Below are 23,415 nucleotides of genomic sequence, written 5' to 3'. Positions count from 1 at the left end.
ACATTTTATGTCGGATATGTGAAAGATCTATTAAATCAGAACCTTTCTTTGCATTTTTCAAATTCAATAAAATGAGCTTTTCATCAAGTTAAAGACAAAACTGTTCAAACGTCATTGCTGTTGAATATGATATTTGAACAGTAAAATTCCCTATAGAATCAATCATTCGGTTTTATAAAAGCCCGATTAACATGCCATCGAATATGGGCGCTCGAAAATAAAATCTAAGTCTTCAAATGCAAATACTCTTGCAATATCATGGTGTTGTCTGGCATAAAAATTAACTTCCTTTTCAAGTAATTGTAGAAAATCATAATATTGATCTTCAAAATCATCTAAATCGAGTAAGTCCCAACCTTTTGCAAGATGGCAATTAAATTTTGTAATAAATGCCAACATCAATTTTTGAATATGTGTATTTGTATAATAAATCAGGTACGTTGCAGCAGCACCGCAATGCTGACACCCTTTTTCTAGATAAATTTCTTTATTGTTTAGCCAACAACATTGTAAAGTGAAAAATGTACGAATGGCTTCCGTTGCTAATGTTGGATCTTGCATCTGCACCTCACACCTTTGATGAATTGATAATGATAATTATTATCATTTATTCTGGCATTATTGTATGACTTTGTCTAGTTTTGATTTTATTGCTTCGTGCCGATGTGTAGCAGTATGAAAGAAATACAGTAAAATTATATCTTCAAGTCGATGCAGAGCAGCTCAACCATGCTGTCTTTATTTTTAAAATGTGTGATTGGAGCAGCGGTTGTTTTGTTGATCGCTGTATTGTCAAAAAGCAAGGTATTTTATATTGCAGGTTTGGTACCTTTGTTTCCAACTTTTGCCCTAATTGCACATGTCATTGTCGCTCAAGATAAGGGTAGCCATGCCTTACAGCAAACCGCATTATTTGGTATGTGGTCTTTAATTCCTTATTTTGTCTATTTATTGACGGTTTATTTGTTGGCACCTAAAGTGCCTGTTTGGTCATGTTTAGGGCTCGCTACTTTGTGTTGGGTATTGAGTGCCATTGTGTTGATTTATGCTTGGAATTTTTATTATGCATCAGCGTAAAGATGAAAAGTCATAGCAGGGTATTAATACCTGTTAATTCAATAAAATTATTGGATAAATTGTTAAAAATCCTCCCGAATACTTAGTTACTGATGTTACGCAGTAGCTCTAAAATTATACTTTAGATCTAGAAGAATTTTGATACGCGGAAACGTCATCCGCAATTGTTTGAGGCAGGACTCCTTCTTATAAATAAAGTTTCTGCGAAATATTAAATCTTTTGATGCTAGTGGACGAGTTCTGCGGATGACAATGGTTTTGCCTACTTTTCCCGAAAGAAAAGTAGGTCAAGCCGAAGGCTAATCCCTAAATTTAAATTTTGGATATAAGACTCTGTCGTGTAATCTAGATTTTTCTATTTTTAGCTATGTACTTTGAATCAAGTGCGTAACACTAGTTAGTTATATAAAGCTATAGATTTTAAATGATTGATTAATCTAGGCTTAACCATTGTCTTTGATGATAAGCGCCATCCCAGAATAAATATTCAAGCTCAGCACCTTTGGTATATGCTTGATGCATTTTTTCAATGGTATCAGCATCGCAACGCGCTGCAATACGGTCAATAGTGGCTAAAACATTTTGAACAGCTTCATTAAAATGCTCACCTGAATAGGTGTCGACCCATGCTTGATAAGGGTTATTTGCCACAGATGCATTGACAATATCTTTGCCAACTTCTGCATAAATCCAAAAACAAGGCAGCAATGATGCTAATACAATAGGATAACTCTCAGACCAAGCCGTTGCAGTAAGGAAAGACGTGTAGTGATGACAAGCCAAAGTCAAAGGCGTATTTTCAAAATCTGCTTTGCTAATCCCAAAGTCTTTCATAAAACCATCATGTAAACTACGTTCTACAATAATGGCTTCTTTGGCACCTTGGGTAAATTGAATAATGTCATCAGCTGCAAATGCTTTTGCGCCACACACTGCAAGCGCACGTCCATAAGCAACTAAATAATGAGCATCTTGAATTACATAGTGGCAAAAAGCAGCTTTGCTTAAGGTGCCTGCTGCAAGTTCTTGGTTAAAAGGAAGAGCAAGCGTTTTTTCATAAAGCGCTAAATTACGTTGCCAAACATCTTGAGAAAAAGACATTAATTTATTCCAAATAGTTTATAAATTATACTTTAACTATAACAAATAATAATTTTTTTGCGACATGAAAATCCGTTTAATTTCGTTTAAATATTCAAAAAAATCATACGAAGAATTTGAGAATAGTGTGAAAAAGTTGTCATAATTACGACATAAAGCTTAATTTTATTTAAGTCCTCTATTTATCATTAGATAAAAATTTATTTATAGGTCGATCTATCATGTGGAAACATTTTGGTTTCTCAATCATCTTTACGGTCGTCTGTCTTGCTATTTCTGCATATTGGGGCTTTACCCATGGACCAGAAGCAGGCATTAAGACGATGTTTACGGCATTAGCAATCACAGCAATTTTGGCAGTGATGGAAGTGTCGCTTTCTTTTGATAATGCCGTGGTCAATGCGTCAGTCTTACGTGGTTGGGATCATTTTTGGAAAATGATTTTCTTAACCGTGGGTATTTTGATTGCTGTATTTGGTATGCGTTTGATTTTTCCAATTGTGATTGTTGCTGCAACAGCAGATATGGGCATGATGGAAGTGGTCAATATGGCATTAAATAATCCAAAAGATTATTCTGAACGTTTAATTGCACATCATGCTGAAATTGCGGCTTTTGGTGGTTCATTCTTACTTTTAGTTTTTCTTAACTTTTTCTTGGATGAAGGTAAAGATACGCATTGGTTTGCATGGTTGGAAAAACGCTTAGCACATTTAGCTAATGTTCCTGCGATGTCAGTATTTTTAGCTTTGATTGCATTGTTGATTATGGCGGCGAATGTCGAAGAAGCAAAACGTTTAGTTGTGACAATGGCTGGTATTTGGGGCATCGTGGTGTATGTAGGTGTGCAAGTCCTTAGTCATTTATTGGGTGGTGAACCTGAGATTGATGAAGACGGTAATGCCGTTGGTCATGATGCTTCAGGTGCGCCAACTGGTGCAATTAAAGCAGGTATAGGTGGCTTTATTTATCTTGAAGTTTTAGATGCATCTTTTAGTTTTGATGGTGTCATTGGTGCATTTGCCATCACTTCAGACGTGGTTATCATCATGTTGGGTCTTGCCATTGGTGCTATGTTCGTTCGTTCAATGACGATTTACCTTGTTGAAAAAGGAACACTCGATGCATATGTTTATCTTGAGCATGGCGCACATTATGCGATTGGTGCTTTAGCCTTTATCATGATTGCGAGTGGTACAGGTTTGCATGTACCTGAAGTTGTTACAGGTTTAATTGGTGTTGCATTTATTGTTTGGGCAGTTTTAGCTTCAATCCAATATAACAAACGAATTGAACAGCAAAGTTAATTCTTTTTTAAGAAAAATGTTTACAATAAGGGACGCTTTGAAAGCGTCCTTTTTTATGCTCAATGTTTCCACACCGTCTGCAATATGCGATGATGTGGCTACAAATTAGCTCGCCAGTTTTGATAAGCCAGTAGATATGATGAATCCTTTAGAACGCCGCTCGACCTTTGCATTAAGTAGTATTTTTGCTTTACGCATGTTGGGACTGTTCATGATTATTCCTGTCTTTGCTGTTGCAGGACAGTCATATCAATATGCAACGCCAGCACTGATCGGTTTAGCCGTAGGTGTGTATGGTCTAAGTCAAGCATTATTACAAATTCCGTTTAGCCTTTGGGCGGATCGCTTTAGTCGCAAACCACTGATTGTATTTGGTTTACTGTTGTTTGCTCTGGGTGGTGCTGTGGCGGCAATGTCAGAAACTATTTATGGTGTCATCATTGGGCGTGCCATTGCAGGTGCAGGGGCAGTTTCTGCAGTGGTGATGGCATTGCTTGCTGATGTCACTCGTGAAGAAAACCGCAGTAAAGCCATGGCGGTCATGGGCATGAGTATCGGTTTGTCTTTTGTCGTTGCATTTAGTTTAGGTCCGTGGCTGACCAGTTTAGTGGGAATTTCAGGTCTATTTTGGGTTACGACCTTGATGGGCTTGTTGGCGATTTTGACTTTATTTTTAGTGCCAAAAACCACACGTCATCATAAGAATTTTAATCAGGGTTATTTCAATCAACTGAAACAAGTCTTGAAAATGGGGGATTTAAACCGTTTACATGTGTCAGTGTTTTCATTGCATTTATTACTAACCGCAATGTTTATTTATATGCCATCGCAGTTGATTAACTTTGCAGATATTCCATTATCTAAACATGGCATTGTGTATTTACCCTTACTTGTGATCAGTTTGTTTTTTGCATTTCCAAGTATTATTTTGGCTGAAAAATATCGCAAAATGCGTGGTATTTTTCTGACTGCCATTGCAGGCATTATTGCAGGCTTGGTGATTCTTATTTTTGGTTATGAATCTAAATATATCTTACTGTTAGGTTTAGCTTTCTTCTTTATTGCTTTTAATGTCATGGAAGCATTATTACCTTCGTGGTTATCAAAAGCTGCTCCTATTCAATCTAAAGCGACTGCCATGGGCGTCAATGCCAGTGCACAATTCTTAGGTGCATTTTTTGGTGGAACGCTCGGTGGTCAATTAATTTTACTTAATAATACGACAATGGGTTGGAGTGTTTTATCGGCAATTGCTATAATTTGGCTGCTCATTAGTTTTGGGCTGGCGCAACCACGTTATTTAACATCAATTGTATTGCGATTACCTGAGAATAAACAAACCGATGATTGGACTTCTCAGTTATTAACAATTCGTGGTATTGAAGAGGTCGTGGTGATGTCTGACCAACAAGTTGCCTATATTAAAGTTGATAAACAGCAAATAGATGATGCTGGGCGACAACATTTAACGCACTTGTTTGGTAAAGAGGTAGCCATTTAAACATAACTCTTATAAAGTAAAACATAGAATCGAATAGGAAGATAACGTCTGATGCGTGGTGTAAATAAAGTTATTTTAGTAGGTACTCTAGGTCGTGATCCTGAGACGAAGACTTTCCCAAATGGTGGGTCTCTCACTCAATTTTCAATTGCGACCAGTGAGTCTTGGACAGATAAAAACACAGGCGAAAGAAAAGAACAAACAGAATGGCACCGTATTGTGCTACATAACCGTTTAGGGGAAATCGCTCAGCAATATTTGCGTAAAGGCTCTAAAGTTTATATTGAAGGTTCTTTGCGTACTCGTCAGTGGACAGACCAAAATGGTCAAGAGCGTTACACCACAGAAATTCGTGGTGAACAAATGCAAATGTTAGATTCAAATCGTCAGCAAGGTGGTGAAGGTGGTGAAAACGGTGGTTATAATCAACCTCGTTTTAACAACAATAACAACCAAGGTGGCTTTAACAACAATAACCAAGGTGGTTTTAATAACAACCAAGGTAATCAAGGCGGTTATGCAAATCAGGGCAACCAAGGTAACTACGGTAACCAAGCCAATAGCAACCAAGGTAACTATGGCAATGCAGGTAACAATGTAAACCAAGGTTTTCAATCACCTAAGCCAGCAGTAGCGCCTGCTACACCTGCTCAAGCACCAGCAGATTTAGATGATGATCTTCCGTTCTAACTTGTACAATAATTAAATATTGTATTTAATAGAGAAGAAGAACTTGATTTATATTAGGTTCTTCTTTTTTTTTAATAAAAAACATTGCATTTAAGAAGTTTATCTTTATACAATAAAAAATATTGTATTTAAGATATGAAAATAAAGTGAGCTTACATAGAAAAAACTATATTGCTAAAGATGGTGAAAGATTTGGCTTATTAGTTGATCACAATAATATTCCAGATTTTTGGACTACTTTGTATTTGACTACGAATCTTCGTTACGAGAAGCATTCAACTCAAAAAGCATGTTTGAATCATTTGGTACATTTCTATCTCTGGGAAATGATCCAAGGGGAAAGAATTTTTGAACGAATCATAAATTTTTCATTTGACTCAAATATTTCAAATAATGATCAATTTTATACTGATTTAGAGATTCAAAAATTAGCTGATCACTGTAGATTAAAGACAGTCAGTGCACGAAGAAAGATATTAGAGCGAGACTCAAAAAAAAGAGAAGACAATACTTTAAAGATTTTATTTCCGGTTTATAAAATGCCTGATCCTAAAGTAGGAAAGGAATTGTTTTCTAATAGATTAACGACCTTTGCTGATTATTTTGATTTTATTGCTAAAAATATTTTAAGAGAACGAGCTGCTTATTCAACTTATTTAGACATTATAGATAATACAAGGCAGGCCATATTAAGACAAAAAAAGAGAGGTGGTCATGCTAAAAATAAGACTAATGATCCAAATAGAAAATCTCCTCCACCTGAAGTTTTTAAGTACTTAATGGAGATCGTTGAGCCTTCAAATGATTATAATCCCTATACTATATCCGTGAGACAAAGAAATTATTTACTCTTTAAAATTCTTTACGATACTGGCTTGAGAGCTGGAGAGATATTGCAGTTAAAAGTATCAGATATCAATTTTGCACAATGTGAAATCATGGTACGTGCTCGGCATGATGATCCTGAAGACATCTTTCGTAAAGATGAACCGAATGCCAAGACTCTTGAAAGAGATATACCTATTTCAGAAAGTTTAAGAGATCAAATACGAGAATATGTATTAAATGAGCGACGTTTTATTCCAAATATACAGAAACATAGCTTCTTATTTGTTTCTTATAAAGGATTAACAAAGGGTCAGCCTTTATCTTCTATTCAATTTTCTAGAATTGTTGAAAAAATCGCAATTAATAAGGAGTTAGCTCAATTCATTAAAACAAATGGAATTTTAGTTGATAAGCGAGTTACTAGGCATGGTTTTAGACATAATTTAAATAATAAATTATCAAAAGCTATCGACCAAAATAACAAAGATGCCATCAATGAGGGTCGTATACATGATTTCATTTCTGAGAAAAAAGAAATTGAACAAAGAATGTATATCAATGGTCATAAAAGTGAAAAATCTGCTGAAGTTTACAATCTTCGACATACTAAGGAACAGGCAGAAAAATTGCTGAAAGTAGAGTTGGAAATAATTGATCAGGGCATTAAGGAAGGACGTAATCAATGAAAACACAAATTAAATTCTCTAATGAGCCTGAGCAATTTTTACCTAGATTTACTAAATCAGGGTATGAGTTTCATTTGAACAATGATGTATGGGTTCTAGATCAAAATAGAACTATTAATTGGAAGCTAGTTAATGATGCTATAGACCCTTTAGTCTATGAAGGGTTTAAATTGTCGATTGCACAATTAGCTGAAGAGGTTTCTTCACATTATGCGTCTAACTGCTTTGGGTACTTCAAACAATATTTGTTATCTCCAGATATATACAAAGGAGGGATTATTACTTCCGAGTTAATTTTGGCTTTAAAAGCTAATTTGACTAAAGAGAACGAATATAAACTCGGGACTATACGAGCTTTACTAAGATGTTGGATTGATTGGAACTATAAGGGTTTAGAAAAAAACTTAGAAAATACACTTGATCGTTTAGTCTTGAGTGGAAATGTCAAAGGTAAGGCTGTATTGCATCACTGTCCTTATACAGGACCTTATTCTTTAACTGAACAGCAATCATTATTAGTATGGGTTGGTAATGCTTTTCAACAAGAAATTCTTACTTTAGAAGAGTTTGGTTGGTTTTACTCAATTTATGCGACTGCCCGTAGGCCTGGTCAAATTAGAGCCTTACGGATTTGTGATTTATCAACTCAAAGTAATGATAATGGGATAATTTATGAATTAAATATTCCTAGAGCTAAGCAAAGAGGTGGACAATTTAGACAAGAATTTAGATCCATTCAAATTACTGAAGATATTTATCTAGTTTTAAAAAATTTGACTGAAATAATACGTAAAAAAGCGAAAGCACACTTAAAAGAATTAACCGAGTCTGAACTAGTACAACTTCCTATTTTTATAAGTTTTAGTAGATTTTATGAATGTAAAAACATTTATGAATTTAAAACTATTTTAAATCAAACTCCTGATTATTTTCACTTGTCTTATTCTGAGGCAAATTATATGAACAAAGTGCTAAGCAGAAAGTGCGAGGCTATTTCTGAAAGAACAGGAGATTATATTCACTTTACTCATCTTAGATGTAGACGTACACGAGCAACAAACTTATCGCGGCACGGTATTACGGGGGTGCAAATGGCTTATCTTTTAGATCATTCAGATACCCAGCAACTAAAAGTTTATACAGCTCATACTGGTGAATTAGCTTTACGTATCTTCGATAAAATGAATAATGCCATGACGCTCTTAGCTACCCAGTTTGAAGGCCGCATTATCAAAAACGAAAGTGAAGCTTTACGAGCATCTGATATCAACAGTCGTGTGTTTAAATCCAGTGGGAATCAATTAGGTAATTGTGGTGGTTCACCTGCATGTCAAGCAGGTATGAAAGCATGTTTATTATGTAATCAATTTCAACCTTTAGCTTATGCACCATGGGATGAATTATTTCTAGAGTTTGTCGAAGAATTAGAACAACGTAAGCGAGAAGGAGCAAGTGAATTAGTTTTGCAATCTTATGATCTGCAACTGGCTCATATAAAAGCCATTATGCATGCATGTGATAAGTATATTCAAATGGAGTCGATCGCATGAATCAACTAATAGCTTTTACTCCAAAACATGAACTAGATTGCGAAAAAAACTTGGCTGACTTTATTGAAAGAGCCAAAACCCAGTTAAAAATTTATGAAGATCAAGGTGGATTCGAAAGTTCGAACTGGAAACATTATTTAGGTAATGGAAGATGTCAGTCAATGGAGTTTAGTGGTTTAGCTCCCGCAGGGAAAAAGACTGGCGAACCTATGCAAAGCCCTTATATTGATTTTGCAAAAGCATATGTACGTGATAATCAAACCTGGAAAGCCAAAAATCCAGGAAATATGATGATGGTTTTAAAAGCCTGCCATGATTCATTACTCCAAGTTTATTCAAAAGCCGACATTTTATTGGTTGATGGTTTAGTCATTCATAAGATAACTGAAATGATTTACGAAAGAAGTTCAGAGTCTTCAAGGTATCGTTATGGCCAGATGTTAGAGCAATTTATTGATGATCTTAGAAAATTTAAAATCAATTTGAAGATTCCATCATGGAAAAATCCTTGGAAGAGACCAGGTAATCGAGCTCAAGGTACTTCACATGAAGATAGATTATGGCAAGCTGAACGATTATTAAGTACACATGAAATAACAGCACTAGCTGATGCATTTTCTTTAGCTCAAACAAATTATCAAAAGTTCTATTCAGCTCAAGCAGTATTGTTGATGTGTGCGCCTAGTAGAGGTGGAGAATTAAGCTTTTTAACTACAGATTGTTTGTTTGAAGAAAAGCACATTGGAAAAGTAAAAAATGAAGAAACTAATTTGCTCGAAGATAAAGAAACTTCAATTTTATATATTCGCTGGAAAGCTGAAAAAGGTGGTGGTTTGATACCAAAGCCTATCCATCCTTTAATCGTTCCTACAGTTAAAGAAGCGGTTAATCGATTAATTAAAATTGGAGAATCTGCACGCAAGGCTGCACAATGGGCAATAGATAACCCAGATAGGTTTTATAGGCATAACGGCTGTATAACTTCTAAAGAGCACAGTGAAGATGCACCCCTTACAGTTGGTGAATTTGCTGCTGCATTCAATTTAGTAGATTTTTCTACAAGTTTCGATAGTACATCAACAAATACTGAGGTTATTAAGAAGCTATATAAACAAAAATGGGTTGCAAATCTAATTGGTGAAAAAAGTTATATTACTTATAGGGACTTGGCTCGATTCACTGTTGAAAAATATAAGAAAAAATTTCCAAGTTGGCCCAAAATAGCTGAAATTGATAAGCCTGTTTGTGATCTATTATGTTTGGTTCGAGAGAATGAATTTCATATTGAATTTGCACCCAAAGAGTATAGTTTTGAATGTCCAAATCTAAACTTACTAAATGATGCATTAGGTGCAATACATCAGAGATTACCGGGTAGCCATTCTCTCTTTAGCGAGTTAGATATTAAAAATGTAGATGGTCAGGAATTAGTTATTTCTTCTCACCAGATTCGAGTATGGTTATCTACAATGGCTGAACGTGGTGAAATGGAATCACTCGATCTAGCTATGTTTGCTGGACGTTCACGAGTTGAAGATAATCGTGCTTATGATTTAAGGCCGATAAACGAATTAAAACAAGAGTCTAAAAGACTTTTATCTTTAGGCTTAGAAAGCCTAGATGGTAATAGAGCTTTAGATGCAGTCAAAGAGAAAGTACCTGTTACTTTTGCAATGCTAGGTCGTGAAGATCGAATAGGTACAGTACAAGTCTCGGGTTATGGTTACTGTGAACATGACTGGACTATGACCCCATGTACTAAAGCAGGTGAATGTATAAGCTGCAAGGAACATGCTTGTGTAAAAGGATTACCTAAGAATGTTGAAAATCTCAAGCAATTAGAAAAAATTGTTCAAAATGAAATTAATAGAGCAACTACAGCAACTCATGAGGGCTTTCAAGGGGCAAATGCTTGGTTAATTTATCATGGGAAAAAACTTGCCATTATTAAGACATTATTGAAGTATCTAGAAGATGATCAATTACCTGATGGCTTAATACTTCGTATCCCAGAAGAGTTAGATGTGAGCCTGACAAAAATTGCATTAGGTGAACAAAATTTTATGAATACGGTAGATGAAAAGAATCCTATGTCTGAACAATTAGCGAATGAGTCAAAGAGTTCATTCTTAGCATTATTGCAAGGTGGCTTATGAAACATAAATTCATTGATGTCAAAGAAATGAAAGTTATCGAAAGTATCCTTAATAAATGGTCAGGTAAGTTAACTTGGGATCTTTTCGCAGTGTCAGTAGCTAGAGCATTAGATAAGCCCTCTATTTCTAAATTTACCTTAATGAGCTATGAGCCTGTAAAACAGGCTTTTAATTTTCGAAAAAAGACGCTCAGAGAGGCAAAATCGACTGTTATAGCTTCAATGGGTGATGTAACGATTGATATGCTTATCAAAGAGAATGAAGAGCTAAGAAGCCAAATTTCACATTTGAAAAAGCTCCTTGAAGAAAAAGAAAGTTTATGGGCTGATCAGTACAGACGATGGCAGTATAATTTGTCACAAATGCCGAATGTAGATTTGGCGACATTAGATAGACCATTGCTAAAGAAAAACTAACTATATCTTTTTATGGTTAATGCATTGAAAAATTTAAATTAATAGAAAACTATTGTGAGTCATAATGTATCGTGAACGTATATTAAAAACTGATGAGCAAAAAAAATTGTTTAGCTTGGAGCTAGATATTTTTTTCTCTGTAATTAGTATAAAAAAATTAAAGGATAAAATTACAGCTTTCCAAGCAAATAAAGATGATCAATCACCAGGAAATTTTTGGAAAAGTATATGTATTTCACTACCTGAAGAGTTTTCGTTCATTTCAGACTCACTGAAAACGTTCTCTTTTAAAAAAGGAGGACACCTATTTCGGGTAAGAAAGTTAACAGATCAATTAAGAGAACAAATCTCAAGTGAAATAATTGAAGAAAGTGAACTATGGGAACCTCCTATTGAATATGCTTATAGGGGTAGAGTTAATAGAGAAAATGAATCTTATCTTTATGTAAGTGAAGCAAATTTAGATATTTGTGTTTCGGAAGCGAGACTTACTGAGAATGATGAGTTTCTTTTAATATCATATGAAGTTTTATCACCAATAGAAGTTATTGGAATTGGGTTCAATAGTGATTTTAATAACTTAAAAATCAGCTCAAGTACCAAGAAAAAAATAAATATTTTAAACAATGCTATAAGGAAAATTTTTCTTAAAGATTCTGTAAGTGCCTATGTTTACAGTAATTATATTGCAAATGATTTATATAATTTTAGAAATGGATGGGCTTACCCTTCAGTACAATCAAATAAGGGTAACAATATATGCTTAAAACTATCAGAAAAAAAGAAGTTAAAAGTTCATACATTGATTACGGGTATTTATAGGCCAAATGATAGTTGTCGGTATATATTTAATAAAGCATTTGAAATCATAGATGATCAACAAATTTGTTACTCATATCTAAAGAATGAAGAAAAGGATTCTTTTTTGAGAGTCTGGCATAAAACTTTTATGGATCCCAAACTTAAAAAGCCAAATGATGAATCATCAGCGGAAGAAAAATCTCAATTAACTGTAGTTGATAAGTTGTTTTTTAATAGAAACAACTTGATTTAATTGGATTAAACCTCATAGATTTAGTCTGATAAATCAAAGAGAAATTCACATGTTAAATATTTATGTTGCATATTCCTGCATAAACATACCAGTCATTCCTGTTCATACCATACCAGTCATTCCTATTCAGGCTATACCACTTTAATTAAAATAATAAAGAATAGAACTGATTTAAAGCTAAACACTAATACTGACTATACTAATCCGAATATCTATTCAAAAGACTGGACTTCACAAATAGATCAGACATACCAGAGTGAAATAGCATAAAAAATAAAGTTCATTCAACCTATGATAGGTTTCATAATCTAACGCTCCTATTTCTGTTGTACCTAGCTTAGGATATCTTCAATGAACTGAATTGAAAATCACTCAAGAATCTCTTGCACTTCAATGTGGAATTGATCGGAGCTATATGGGGCGTATTGTATTGAACGTGGTGAGGTCAACAATCTCACTGTTGAAAAGCTGTATGAAATCGCCACCGCACTAGAAGTAGACATGAAAGAATTATTGCCCTAATTTTTAGCGTTTTTTTCCAGTACCATATCCTCCAAATACAGTCCGACCACCAATTTTCATAGACGTGTTCTCTATCAAGTCAAATTCGTCACGGGGTTCTTTAGAGTATTTTTTGTATTTTTCTATATAGTCTTCTTCGATCTCTGTTTTATGTGATTTAATTTCAGGTAATGGCCCTTTGTAAGTTTTTAGAAACTCTCCAAACATTTGATAATTCTCGTCTAAAAGAGTATTACTCTTACTCTTCTTTAATTTGTTATCTTCGATAAAAAAGCATGTACCAGTTCTATATTCAAACCATCTTACTGCTTTTAGATATTCGGTCCCTTTCAATTTTGTGAAATCCAAAACTTGCATAATAGGCGTGCTATTACTGTGTTCTTTATAATGCATCGCAGCAAAGACTGCTATTTGATGAAATAGCGTGGAATGTAAGAATTTTTTATGATCCAAAAATGGAGCTAGTTCTGATTTGGATATTTCACTTACAGTTCTCAAAAGTTTCTGAAATCTGTCTTTGTTGCGTTTATATTCCTCACTTTTCATGCTCCTTCCTCTTTAGCGAATAGTTTATTTAATTTCTAATCTAGATGAATTTCTTGCATCTGTGAATATAGGAGACAAATTATGTCGTTTCCCGATCAGATCTATTCGCTTTTTTAACTAAATTTTAAGACAATACTCTCAAAGAAATTTGAGAGTCCTCTACGTGATTACAGGCGAAATTAAAAGCAAAATTGACCAGATTTGGAACGCATTTTGGAGTGGTGGTATTTCCAATCCTTTAGAAGTCATGGAGCAAATGACTTATTTGCTGTTTATTCGCCGACTCGATGAAATTCAGATCACCAAAGAAAAGAAAGCTAACCGCTTAAAAACTGCTGTAGAACATCCAATTTTCACCCCTGAGCAAGATCATTTACGTTGGTCGAAGTTTATTACTTTGGGTGATGCAGCAACGCTGTATAACACCGTTGCCAATGAAGTTTTTCCATTCATTAAAAGCCTCGGTGCAGAAGACGAAACCACCTATAGCCATCACATGAAAGATGCGCGTTTTACCATTCCAACACCTGCGCTATTAACTAAAGTGGTGGATTTGGTTGCCGATGTGCCAATGGATGACAAAGACACCAAGGGCGATATTTACGAATATATGCTCGGTAAAATTGCTTCGGCAGGTCAAAACGGTCAGTTCCGTACCCCTCGCCACATTATTAAGATGATTGTGGAGCTGATGCAACCTAAGCCAACCGATACCATCTGTGACCCTGCGTGTGGTACAGCTGGCTTCCTTGTTGCTGCAAGTGAATATTTAAATGATCATTACAGCACTGAAATTTTTGCCAATCCTGAAGCGGCTAAGCGTTTTAGCTCCGACACCTTCTTTGGATATGACTTTGATAGCACCATGCTTCGTATTGGTTCGATGAACATGATGCTGCACGGTGTTGAAAACCCACGTATTGAAAACCGTGATTCTTTGAGTGAAACGCATTCACATATTGCGGAAAAATACAGTCTGATCCTTGCCAATCCTCCATTTGCAGGCAGTTTGGACAATGAAAGCTGTGCCAAGAACATTCAAGCCGTAGTCAAAACCAAAAAGACCGAATTGTTATTTTTAGCCTTGTTTTTACGTTTGTTAAAAACTGGCGGTCGTGCTGCGGTGATTGTGCCTGATGGCGTGTTATTTGGTTCATCGAAAGCGCATAAAGATTTGCGTCAAAAGATCGTAGAAGAGCAAAAGCTTGAAGCCATTATTTCGATGCCATCTGGTGTGTTTAAGCCTTATGCAGGGGTTTCGACTGCCATTATGATTTTCACCAAAACCATGTCTGGCGGTACGGACAAAGTTTGGTTTTATGATATGCAGGCAGATGGTTACTCGCTTGATGATAAGCGCAATGAACTCGATGCGTCTAAGCATGAAAATAACAACATTCCTGACATTATTGCGCGTTTTAAAAACTTAGAGAGTGAAAAAGACCGTAAAGCCACAGAGCAAAGCTTTATGGTGGATAAAGCCGATATTGCTGCCAATGGTTATGACTTGTCGATTAACCGTTATAAGGAAGTGGTGTATGAGCAAGTGGAATATGAAGTACCAAGCAGGATTTTGGCGGATTTAGAAGTGCTTGAGCAGGATATTTTAAAAGGAATGGCTACGCTTAAGGAGATGCTTAAGTGAGTGTCGAAAAAGCAAAAATTTCTTCCTTAAAATTAGATGTTAAGCAGAAGTTTCAAAGCCAGTGTGAAAAAGTTTGGTTATTAAACCTTGATCAGATTGAACAACATTCAGGTAAAGTTATTTCAAAAGAATATGTGAGTATTTCGGAAATTGGAAATTCAACACACTATTTTTCTAAAGGTACTGTACTTTATTCCAAATTGCGCCCATATCTGAATAAAGTTGTGATCGCAGACGAAGATGGATTCGCTACAACTGAATTAGTCCCAATCAATTGTGATGTAAAAAAAGTTGATCCTGAATATCTAGCTTATTTTTTGAGATCAGAAATTTTTCTAACTTTTGCGACTAATGTTGTTGCTGGGGCAAAAATGCCTAGAATGGTTATGGGTGAATTTTGGAATTATGAAATCCCACTCCCACCACTTGCAGAACAACACCGAATTGCGTCTATTTTAGATCAAGCGGATGAGCTACGCCAAAAACGTCAGCAAGCGATTGAAAAGTTAGATCAGCTGTTACAATCTACTTTTTATGATTATTTTGGTGATCCTATTCAAAATACGAAAAGTTTTCCGTTAAAAGATTTTAAATCAATTATTAAATTTACTGGTGGTTCACAACCACCTAAAAGTGTATTTTCTGATACTTTCAAAGAAGGATATATTCGATTAGTTCAAATCAGGGATTTTAGAACTGATAAGTATCTTACATTTATACCTAAAGATTCAGCTCGTAGATTTTTCAAGCGTACTGACGTGATGATTGGCCGATATGGTCCACCTGTTTTTCAGATTCTAAGAGGATTAGAAGGTGCATACAATGTAGCCCTAATGAAAGCTGAACCAAAAGAAGAGTTGGATAATGATTTCTTATTTTATCTCTTAGGTGCTGAATCTATTCAACAACTAGTCATTGCAAATTCACAACGCTCAGCAGGTCAGACAGGAGTGAATTTAGAATTTTTGAATAACTTAGTAATAGGTGTACCGCCATTAGAAATTCAAAAAGTATGGGTTAAAATTGCTCTTAAGATTGAGGAGCAAAAGAAAAATCTTTATAAACAGCTAGATATGCAAAATCAGTTATTTAGCTCATTACAAAACCAAGCATTTAACGGCACTTTATAAAATTTAATTAAAAAATATGAGGGGAAATATACATGAGCAACTTTCAGTTTTTAGAAGCTGAAGAGTCCGTGTATATCCCCCTCTAAAATCTACTTAAAATAAATATAAAAATTTAATAGCAAGACAAATCTTGTCTATCAAATGCATTATGCTAACCCAAGTTCAAGAAATAAGCATAAAACTATGAATGCAAAAGAATCTTTCGTATCCCAATTTTTTCGGATTTTAAATGTCTTTCAGGCATTACCGAAGTCGCCAAATCACCATATTTCTATCGAAGATTTACTAGAAAGCTTAAAAACAACCTATGAACCATTCCATGCTCCGCGTAAAACTCTGCAACGTGATTTAAAAACATTAAATGAAATTTTGCATCGAGGACATATAGATCAAGTCGTAGCAAGCGGTCGTCGTTCTGCTTGTTACCGCTTATCTCCAGATGCTCAACTCAATTTAAATAAACAAAATATTATTCAAGATGAGTTTCAATCACTTGCAACTATTCATAGTTACAACTTTTTAAAACCTTATTTCCCAGAATCTTGGCAAAAGACACTCTCTCAACAGTTTGAACAAGCTCAAAACACTTTAGAACTAAAAAACAAAAATGTATGGCTGACAAAATTTGGCTTTGCGTTAGACGGGGCTTTTCAAACGCATCTCAATCCAAAAAATGAAATTAAAGAACTTATTTTTAAGTGCATTCACCAAGATAATACATGGTTAGAAATTTTATATCACCCTGAAGCTCTTGAAAGAGAAGCTACGCGCTATACGATCAAGCCACACGGGGTCATTGTGAGAGGCCGAAAGCAGTATCTCATCGCTACTAAAATTAATTATAATCGTAAAATCCAGATTCGTACTTTTACCATGCATCGAATTTTACATGCTGAACCAACGCCAGAAAGCTTAAGCATCGATATACAAGATGTTGATATGCAAAAAGCAATTGAACAATATGAGTTTGAAGGTTTCTACAATGATGACAATCAACCGAAAGAAATTCAGTTGAATTGCTCAAACGTCTTACTTTCTGAGCTGAAATTTTCAGAAATTCATCCATCACAGCAGATATGGAGTGATGATGCAGACACTTATTTTACCTTAACCGCTGAAATGCCGATTACTCAATCTTTTCTTGAATGGTTGGTGCAAAAGGCTCAATGGATTGAAGTGGAATACCCTGAGGACTTAAGAGAAGAAGTCAAAAATAGAATTATTGAAATGGCACAAAATTATGCACTTGAAGTCATAGATGATGATATTGAATGGCAAGAGGATGTTGAGGAAAATTTCGATGAAGAAAGTGCAATACAGACGCTTGAAAGTATTCTCGCTGAGCCAGAGGACGATAATGTAATAACCCTACATGATCTGTTCCCACAAGCTGTTGAATTTGTTAGTGAGAAAGAGATGATTAGCACAGCTGAACTGCAAAGAAAATTAATGATTTCTTATAACTCGGCTGCAAAAATCATAGATCAGCTGTTACATGTGGATTTTATACAAAAAAGTGAAAGTGCAGGCAAATACTCAGTTTTAATTAAAAAATAAGGAGAGATACATGGAAGATGCTCATGTGATACCACTAGATTTACAGACCGCTCAGAGTAGTTTAGAGCAATTTAAACAACTGATTGAGGCATTGCCTTTAGATCAGGAAGAAGATTCATTTATACCTTTAAGTATTTATCGAGCTGAAAATGCAATTCAAGCTTTTAAGAAGCTGCCTCTGACTAAAACACATCGCAAATCCTTTATTGAAATAATGGGGTTAAGCCATTTAGAAAATGTAAGCTCAAAGACCCTTGCATTTTTTATGGACAGCAAAGAAGAACATAACTTAAAAGACCTTGTAGTCAATGCGTTGTTTAGTGTTATGGGTGAAAGTTTTCCATATCAAATACATACGGAGAATATTGTTCTAGAAAAAAGGACTGAATTAGGTCGCATTGATCTTTGGGTGGAAACTGACGAACACATCCTCGTGATAGAAAATAAGATTCACCATCATGCAAATGATAATCCTTTTTCAGATTATGTTTCACATGCGCGTGCGAATAATCCTAAGGATAAAAAACTAAAATTTATTCTATTAGTCATTAAGGAACCAGAAGAAACGCCTGAAAATTATATCGTCATGACTCACTTTGACTTGTCCAAACATATTTTAAAAGAGCTTGGACAAAAGAGCTTACAGGCAGATCAATATTATCTTACCTACCTCATTGATTATATTTCAGCAATTGAAAAATTTAACCCACATTCGGAGTATGCAAAAATGCAAATGGACATCGTTAATTTTTATCGCAATAACCGTGAAATTTTAGCAAGTATTGAAGATGAAAAAAATAAAGAGTCGGTATATCAGTATTATGAACAAAAGGTTCGTGAAATTGTTGAGTTGTTAAAAGATCAAGAACTAGATTGTTTTTCAGATGCTGCTGAGTTTATAAAGCACGAAGATAACCTATCGTCTATAGGAGGCTCATTAAATAGTAATACGTTGCATACCACACAAGATGATTACCAATTAGAATTCGAGATTTATAAAAGTACAGCATACACCAATTTGTGGTGTCGTCGATTTAAAGCGAAATACATAAAAAAACAAGATTCACTTGAATTCCAAGCCTTTTTAAACAATGAGAATATTCCTTTTATTGAACAAGAGAATCATTATGATGTTCTCTTACTTGAAGAAAATGAATCTATTTCTGCTGAAGAATTTGTAGAAAAAGCTTACCCTATCATAAAAAAAATACTGAATAAAAGTGGTGTAGCTAACCATTAAAGTCCCCGATTTTTTAAAGGCAAATGAACTATACGGATTGTAAAGATCCGTATAGTACGTAGTTTAGCTTGAATGCACAGCTACAAACGGCTTTTAACGACTGCTCTCAGTAACCAGTATTTTATTTTTATAAAGTTATTATTGAAATTAACCTTATACTTTAGATAATTAGCCATTAAATCAAAAGGTTGATTCGGTTATAGTATGGAAATAAAGCATATTTAAAAATATTACTTGAGGGAATAATGAGCAATTTTCAGTTTTTAGAACCTGAATTTAAAAGCTTAGCCGCTACGGCTAAAGAAGCTGAAAAGCTCGTGTATATTTCCCCACAATTTGCCCTTGCTGCGGCTCGTACATCACTCGAAAACCTTGTACTGTGGTTGTATCAATACGATAAAAAACTGACTCAGCCTTATGATGCTTCACTACATAACTTACTCAACGACATAAAGTTTAAAGAAATTATCCCGCCCTATATTTGGGACAAAATGGACAACATCCGCATGGTCGGCAACAGTGCCGTACATGGGAAAAAGTTCAAGCAGCTCACAACAGAAGAAACTGTAAAACACATCAGCCATTTATTCCTGATGTATGTTTGGTTTGAACGGAACTATGGCTCACCATCAAAAGACCGTTCTCAGTCGATTTTATTTAACCCAAAACTAATACCAAATGCTGACAATACTCAGCAAATCACCGCCAACCAAGAACAACTGCAAAAAGAAACAGAAGCTAAAGAAAAACAGTTTGCTGAACAACATAAAGCTTTACGGGAACGTGAACAAAAACTATTTGAACTGTCCGCAAGTTTAGAAGAGCGTGAAAAACTATTAGCCAATATAGATGCTGAACTTGCACAGAAACGTGCAGACGTTGAACAAGCCAAAATTGCCAACAGCAAAATTGAAGACCATACCGACTATAAAGAAGACGAAACTCGAAAACTTAAAATTGACCTCATGCTTGAAGAAGCAGGTTGGGACATTGGTACATCCGTTCGAGAAGAAGTTGCTGTTACAGGTATGCCGAATCCATCGGGTAAAGGTGCAGTGGATTATGTACTGTATGATGCTAATGGCTTACCTTTAGCAGTCGTTGAAGCCAAACGCACATCAACCGACCCTGATATTGGACAGCAACAAGCCAAACTTTATGCCGATTGCTTAGAACAACAAACAGGACAACGCCCTGTCATCTTCTATACCAATGGTTACAAAACCCGAATTTGGAATGATGTGCAAGGTGGCCCACCACGCTTAGTTCATGGCTTTTATACGCAAGCAGAACTCAAACGCTTGATCGAAAGACGTAAGAACAACCCTGATTTAAGCAGCTTCCCGATCAATACGGACATTGTCGAGCGTTACTACCAAATTCGTGCCATCAAAGCCATGCTTGCAGCTTATCAACGTAAAGAACGTGCAGGCTTACTGATTATGGCGACAGGCACAGGTAAAACCCGTACTGCCATTGCACTGGTCGATGTGCTGATGAAAGCCAATGTGGTACAAAAGGCATTATTCCTTGCAGACCGCACTTCATTGGTCAATCAAGCGCACAATGCCTTTAAAGCCAATTTAAAAGATGCCTCATTCGTCAATTTATTGGAAGATAAGAATCAAGTCGGACGAGTGTATTTCTCTACCTATCAAACCATGATCGGCTTGATTGATGAAATGAATGCCGATGGCACACGTAAATTCGGTACAGGCATGTTTGACCTGATTATTGTCGATGAAGCACACCGTAGCGTCTATCAAAAGTTTGGTGAAATTTTTAAATACTTCGACAGCCTACTGGTGGGCTTAACCGCAACGCCACGAGATGAAGTTGACCGTGATACATACGCACTCTTTGGCTTAGAAAGCGGTGTCCCAACCGATTACTACGACCTCGACCAAGCCATTGCCGATGGCTATCTTGTGCCACCGAAAGCTTATTCTGTTCCGCTTAAATTTATGCGTGAAGGCGTGAAATATGACGAACTCTCAGAAGAGGAAAAACAACACTGGGACAGTCTAAATTGGGGCGATGAAGATGCACCTGAAGAAGTCTCAGCATCCAAGATTAATAAAGAGCTGTTTAATACAGGCACGATTGATTTAATGCTCAAGCACTTGATGGAAAATGGTATTAAGACCGAAGGCGGTGATCGTCTTGGTAAAACCATTATCTTTGCCGTCAATCAAAAACATGCCCAGTTTATTGCTGATCGCTTCAATGAAAACTATCCGCAATATGATGGTAAGTTTGCCCGTGTCATTACTCATGCCACTAAGTATCCACAAAGCTTAATTGATGACTTTAGCAAGAAAGACTTAGCTGAGCCACAGATTGCGATTTCAGTGGATATGCTCGATACAGGGATTGATGTACCTGAAGTGGTCAACTTAGTATTCTTTAAAGCGGTTCGCTCTAAAGTCAAATTTATGCAGATGATCGGGCGTGGTACACGCCTCTGCAAAGAACTGTTTAGCCCTGAAAAAGATAAAAAAGAATTCTTTATTTTCGATTATTGCTCTAACTTTGAATACTTCAATGAAAACCCTGATGGTGCACCTGGATCGACCACAGAGCCACTCGGACAACGTTTGTTTAAAGCACGTTTAAATATCCTGAGTTTACTGAATGCGAAGGACGATGCCACCGAAGAGCTAAAAGCTGTACAGCAAGATATGCGTCAAAGTTTACAGACTGAAGTGAAGTCAATGAACAATGACAATTTCATTGTAAAGTCTGAGCTTGAGCATGTTGAACATTTCAAAAATGATGATGCTTGGAACAACTTAGATGATCTTGCCATCGGTACATTACGAGAACACATTTCGAAACTCCCGAATCAGCTTGAGCCTGAAACTTTAGAAGCCAAACTGTTTGATATGCTTTGCTACAACCTTGAGTTGGCAGTATTGGAAAAGAACAATACAGCAACTCAAAGCTATGCTAATAAAGTGATTGAAATTGCTTCTAAACTGGAAAGCAAAGAAAACATTCCTGTGGTTGCAGAACAGATTGCGCTGATTCAAGACATTCAAACCGTGGAATATTGGAAAGGCATCACCTTGCCAATGCTGGAGGCGATGCGTAAACGTATTCGTGGCTTGGTGAAACTGATTGAAAAATCAACCTCAACCATTGTGTATTCTATGCTTGATGATGAAATTGGAGATATGCAAGCAGTCGATATACCAGTCGTTTCAAGTGGCGTAAACCTAGCCCAGTACCGTAAGCGAGTAGAGAGTTTCATCAAAGCGAATGAAAACCATATTACTATCGCAAAGTTAAAGCGTGGTTTAGCACTGACACCGACCGATCTAAGTGAGTTAGAACGCTTTGTTTTTGAAGCACAAGAAGTAGAAAGCCGAGATAAATTTGAAGAATGTTTTGGAACAGAGAAATCCTTACCTCTCTTCATTCGTTCTCTGGTGGGATTAGAGCGTCAGGCGGTTCAGGAAGCTTTTTCTAAGTATTTGCAAGGCTCAACGTATAACGAGAAACAAATACGTTTTGTGGAAATGCTAATTGAGCATTTGACTCAAAACGGTGTACTGGATGCGGCACAACTTTATGAACCACCTTTTAATCAAATCCACTATGAAGGGGTAGATGGTGTATTTGCAGATGCGGATGTTGACAACATATTTGAGGTTGTTGAAGCGTTTAATGAAAGTGCTGTGGCTTAAGGATATTTATTTAAGGAGAAAAATATGGTTGCGCCTTTGGTTTTAGCAGCATGGTTAGGTGGGGCTGCGCTGACTGGTCTTGCTACTTATTTAGCATATGAAAACTGGGAAACGATAAAAAAGAAGGTTTCAGGAAAATCTATAGTAATTTTAGGACAACGAGCGACTGGTAAAACAACGCTACTAAATTATTTACTTAAGGGTGAAATTACATTAAAACACGAAGCTACAATTGGTGTTAAAAAAGTTAAAATTAGCAAAAAGAAACTAGCAGATCTTGGTTGGGATGTGCGGCTGAACAGTATCCAAAATGATTATAGTGGGGTTACTTCTAATTATGAACAGTGGTTAAAAGCGCTTAAAAATGCAGATATTTTTATTTACCTATTTAAAATTGATGAATGGATTTTAGATGATGGAGTTGTAGAAAATCAAATTGAAAAAGATATAAAAAATATTCAAAAAGAGTTAAATGGTAAAAATATACCGATGTTTATCATTGGTACTCATTTAGATCTACTTGAAGGTATTGAATTTAATAATCAACAACAAAAACTTCAATTGATCGATGAACTTCAAGACGAAGCATTTTTTAAAAATATTAAATCTAGATTAAATGTGGATAATTCAAAAGCCTATTTACATTTTGGGAGTATAAAGGATGAAACGGGATTAAATGAAATTATTCATTTCATTATCGGCCATATGGGAGAATAACCC

General features: G+C 35.7%; 18 protein-coding genes and 1 pseudogene. 16 read left to right on the top strand and 3 right to left on the bottom strand.

All coding sequences use genetic code 11. From position 1 onward, the window contains the following. Positions 1 to 186 precede the first annotated feature (186 nt). Positions 187 to 561 carry a hypothetical protein gene (locus tag HX124_RS08215; protein ID WP_286382945.1) on the bottom strand — a complete coding sequence of 125 codons (375 nt, stop codon included), beginning with the start codon at positions 559 to 561 and terminating at the stop codon, positions 187 to 189. A 168-nt stretch (positions 562 to 729) separates the two neighbouring features. Here HX124_RS08215 and HX124_RS08210 point away from each other — a divergent pair, with 168 nt between their 5' ends. Further along, entirely contained in the window at positions 730 to 1,077 is a 348-nt protein-coding gene (locus HX124_RS08210) for a GlpM family protein (protein ID WP_286382946.1), read from the top strand. A 432-nt stretch (positions 1,078 to 1,509) separates the two neighbouring features. On the opposite strand, the gene tenA is transcribed toward HX124_RS08210, so the two are convergent. Further along, positions 1,510 to 2,178, bottom strand: a complete 669-nt coding sequence (gene tenA, locus HX124_RS08205; protein ID WP_107007237.1) for a thiaminase II — start codon at positions 2,176 to 2,178, stop codon at positions 1,510 to 1,512. A gap of 221 nt (positions 2,179 to 2,399) precedes the next feature. On the opposite strand from tenA, the gene HX124_RS08200 reads away from it, so the two are divergent. From HX124_RS08200 to HX124_RS08160, 9 genes and pseudogenes are all read left to right on the top strand, one after another. Further along, the gene (locus tag HX124_RS08200; RefSeq protein ID WP_107007236.1) at positions 2,400 to 3,485 is read left to right on the top strand and encodes a DUF475 domain-containing protein; all 1,086 of its coding nucleotides are present in this window, start codon (positions 2,400 to 2,402) and stop codon (positions 3,483 to 3,485) included. Positions 3,486 to 3,621: 136 nt separating this feature from the next. Further along, positions 3,622 to 4,986, top strand: a complete 1,365-nt coding sequence (locus HX124_RS08195) for an MFS transporter (RefSeq protein ID WP_107007235.1) — start codon at positions 3,622 to 3,624, stop codon at positions 4,984 to 4,986. Positions 4,987 to 5,037: 51 nt separating this feature from the next. Further along, positions 5,038 to 5,676, top strand: coding sequence for a single-stranded DNA-binding protein (gene ssb, locus HX124_RS08190; RefSeq protein WP_286382951.1), 639 nt, complete (start codon positions 5,038 to 5,040; stop codon positions 5,674 to 5,676). 146 nt (positions 5,677 to 5,822) lie between these two features. Then, positions 5,823 to 7,190: a tyrosine-type recombinase/integrase gene (locus HX124_RS08185; protein ID WP_286382953.1), complete on the top strand. Its 1,368-nt coding sequence runs from the start codon at positions 5,823 to 5,825 to the stop codon at positions 7,188 to 7,190. Further along, on the top strand, positions 7,187 to 8,740 hold the full coding sequence (locus tag HX124_RS08180; protein WP_286382955.1) for a site-specific integrase: 1,554 nt from the start codon (positions 7,187 to 7,189) through the stop codon (positions 8,738 to 8,740). Before HX124_RS08185 ends, HX124_RS08180 begins: the two co-directional genes overlap by 4 nt. After that, the gene (locus tag HX124_RS08175) at positions 8,737 to 10,896 is read left to right on the top strand and encodes a hypothetical protein (protein ID WP_286382957.1); all 2,160 of its coding nucleotides are present in this window, start codon (positions 8,737 to 8,739) and stop codon (positions 10,894 to 10,896) included. The genes HX124_RS08180 and HX124_RS08175 overlap by 4 nt, the downstream gene beginning before the upstream one ends. Next, entirely contained in the window at positions 10,893 to 11,312 is a 420-nt protein-coding gene (locus tag HX124_RS08170; RefSeq protein WP_286382959.1) for a hypothetical protein, read from the top strand. Before HX124_RS08175 ends, HX124_RS08170 begins: the two co-directional genes overlap by 4 nt. Positions 11,313 to 11,376: 64 nt before the next feature. Next, on the top strand, positions 11,377 to 12,366 hold the full coding sequence (locus HX124_RS08165; RefSeq protein ID WP_286382961.1) for a hypothetical protein: 990 nt from the start codon (positions 11,377 to 11,379) through the stop codon (positions 12,364 to 12,366). Positions 12,367 to 12,727: 361 nt separating this feature from the next. Further along, positions 12,728 to 12,888: pseudogene (locus tag HX124_RS08160) on the top strand (helix-turn-helix domain-containing protein). A 3-nt stretch (positions 12,889 to 12,891) separates the two neighbouring features. On the opposite strand, the gene HX124_RS08155 reads toward HX124_RS08160, so the two are convergent. Continuing rightward, entirely contained in the window at positions 12,892 to 13,434 is a 543-nt protein-coding gene (locus tag HX124_RS08155) for a hypothetical protein (RefSeq protein WP_286382963.1), read from the bottom strand. Between the two features lie 163 nt (positions 13,435 to 13,597). Here HX124_RS08155 and HX124_RS08150 point away from each other — a divergent pair, with 163 nt between their 5' ends. The 6 genes from HX124_RS08150 to HX124_RS08125 all read left to right on the top strand — a co-directional run bounded on the left by HX124_RS08150 (position 13,598) and on the right by HX124_RS08125 (position 23,412). Beyond that, entirely contained in the window at positions 13,598 to 15,079 is a 1,482-nt protein-coding gene (locus tag HX124_RS08150; RefSeq protein ID WP_286382965.1) for a type I restriction-modification system subunit M, read from the top strand. Then, on the top strand, positions 15,076 to 16,209 hold the full coding sequence (locus tag HX124_RS08145; protein ID WP_286382968.1) for a restriction endonuclease subunit S: 1,134 nt from the start codon (positions 15,076 to 15,078) through the stop codon (positions 16,207 to 16,209). Before HX124_RS08150 ends, HX124_RS08145 begins: the two co-directional genes overlap by 4 nt. Positions 16,210 to 16,392: 183 nt before the next feature. Continuing rightward, positions 16,393 to 17,766 carry a DNA translocase FtsK gene (locus tag HX124_RS08140; RefSeq protein WP_286382970.1) on the top strand — a complete coding sequence of 458 codons (1,374 nt, stop codon included), beginning with the start codon at positions 16,393 to 16,395 and terminating at the stop codon, positions 17,764 to 17,766. A gap of 10 nt (positions 17,767 to 17,776) precedes the next feature. Continuing rightward, positions 17,777 to 19,006 (top strand): PD-(D/E)XK nuclease family protein, encoded by a 1,230-nt coding sequence (locus tag HX124_RS08135; protein ID WP_286382972.1) that lies wholly within the window; start codon positions 17,777 to 17,779, stop codon positions 19,004 to 19,006. 245 nt (positions 19,007 to 19,251) lie between these two features. Further along, a complete protein-coding gene (locus HX124_RS08130; RefSeq protein ID WP_286382974.1) occupies positions 19,252 to 22,695 on the top strand; it encodes a DEAD/DEAH box helicase family protein in 3,444 nt (1,147 codons plus the stop codon). Positions 22,696 to 22,719: 24 nt separating this feature from the next. Further along, positions 22,720 to 23,412, top strand: coding sequence for a P-loop NTPase family protein (locus HX124_RS08125; RefSeq protein ID WP_286382976.1), 693 nt, complete (start codon positions 22,720 to 22,722; stop codon positions 23,410 to 23,412). Positions 23,413 to 23,415: the final 3 nt, after the last annotated feature.

It is taken from the genome of Acinetobacter sp. 226-1, assembly GCF_030329325.1.
Taxonomy (GTDB): domain Bacteria; phylum Pseudomonadota; class Gammaproteobacteria; order Pseudomonadales; family Moraxellaceae; genus Acinetobacter; species Acinetobacter sichuanensis.
The sequence above is the reverse complement of the archived record's forward strand: the minus strand, read 5'-3'. Positions and strand labels throughout refer to the sequence as shown.

Excerpts from the sequence above, each read along its gene's own strand:
- HX124_RS08215 (WP_286382945.1), bottom strand. The coding sequence starts at position 561 with ATGCAAGATCCAACATTAGCAACGGAAGCCATTCGTACATTTTTCACT.
- HX124_RS08210 (WP_286382946.1), top strand. The coding sequence starts at position 730 with ATGCTGTCTTTATTTTTAAAATGTGTGATTGGAGCAGCGGTTGTTTTG.
- tenA (WP_107007237.1), bottom strand. The coding sequence starts at position 2,178 with ATGTCTTTTTCTCAAGATGTTTGGCAACGTAATTTAGCGCTTTATGAA.
- HX124_RS08200 (WP_107007236.1), top strand. The coding sequence starts at position 2,400 with ATGTGGAAACATTTTGGTTTCTCAATCATCTTTACGGTCGTCTGTCTT.
- HX124_RS08195 (WP_107007235.1), top strand. The coding sequence starts at position 3,622 with ATGATGAATCCTTTAGAACGCCGCTCGACCTTTGCATTAAGTAGTATT.
- ssb (WP_286382951.1), top strand. The coding sequence starts at position 5,038 with ATGCGTGGTGTAAATAAAGTTATTTTAGTAGGTACTCTAGGTCGTGAT.
- HX124_RS08180 (WP_286382955.1), top strand. The coding sequence starts at position 7,187 with ATGAAAACACAAATTAAATTCTCTAATGAGCCTGAGCAATTTTTACCT.
- HX124_RS08175 (WP_286382957.1), top strand. The coding sequence starts at position 8,737 with ATGAATCAACTAATAGCTTTTACTCCAAAACATGAACTAGATTGCGAA.
- HX124_RS08170 (WP_286382959.1), top strand. The coding sequence starts at position 10,893 with ATGAAACATAAATTCATTGATGTCAAAGAAATGAAAGTTATCGAAAGT.
- HX124_RS08165 (WP_286382961.1), top strand. The coding sequence starts at position 11,377 with ATGTATCGTGAACGTATATTAAAAACTGATGAGCAAAAAAAATTGTTT.
- HX124_RS08155 (WP_286382963.1), bottom strand. The coding sequence starts at position 13,434 with ATGAAAAGTGAGGAATATAAACGCAACAAAGACAGATTTCAGAAACTT.
- HX124_RS08140 (WP_286382970.1), top strand. The coding sequence starts at position 16,393 with ATGAATGCAAAAGAATCTTTCGTATCCCAATTTTTTCGGATTTTAAAT.
- HX124_RS08135 (WP_286382972.1), top strand. The coding sequence starts at position 17,777 with ATGGAAGATGCTCATGTGATACCACTAGATTTACAGACCGCTCAGAGT.
- HX124_RS08130 (WP_286382974.1), top strand. The coding sequence starts at position 19,252 with ATGAGCAATTTTCAGTTTTTAGAACCTGAATTTAAAAGCTTAGCCGCT.
- HX124_RS08125 (WP_286382976.1), top strand. The coding sequence starts at position 22,720 with ATGGTTGCGCCTTTGGTTTTAGCAGCATGGTTAGGTGGGGCTGCGCTG.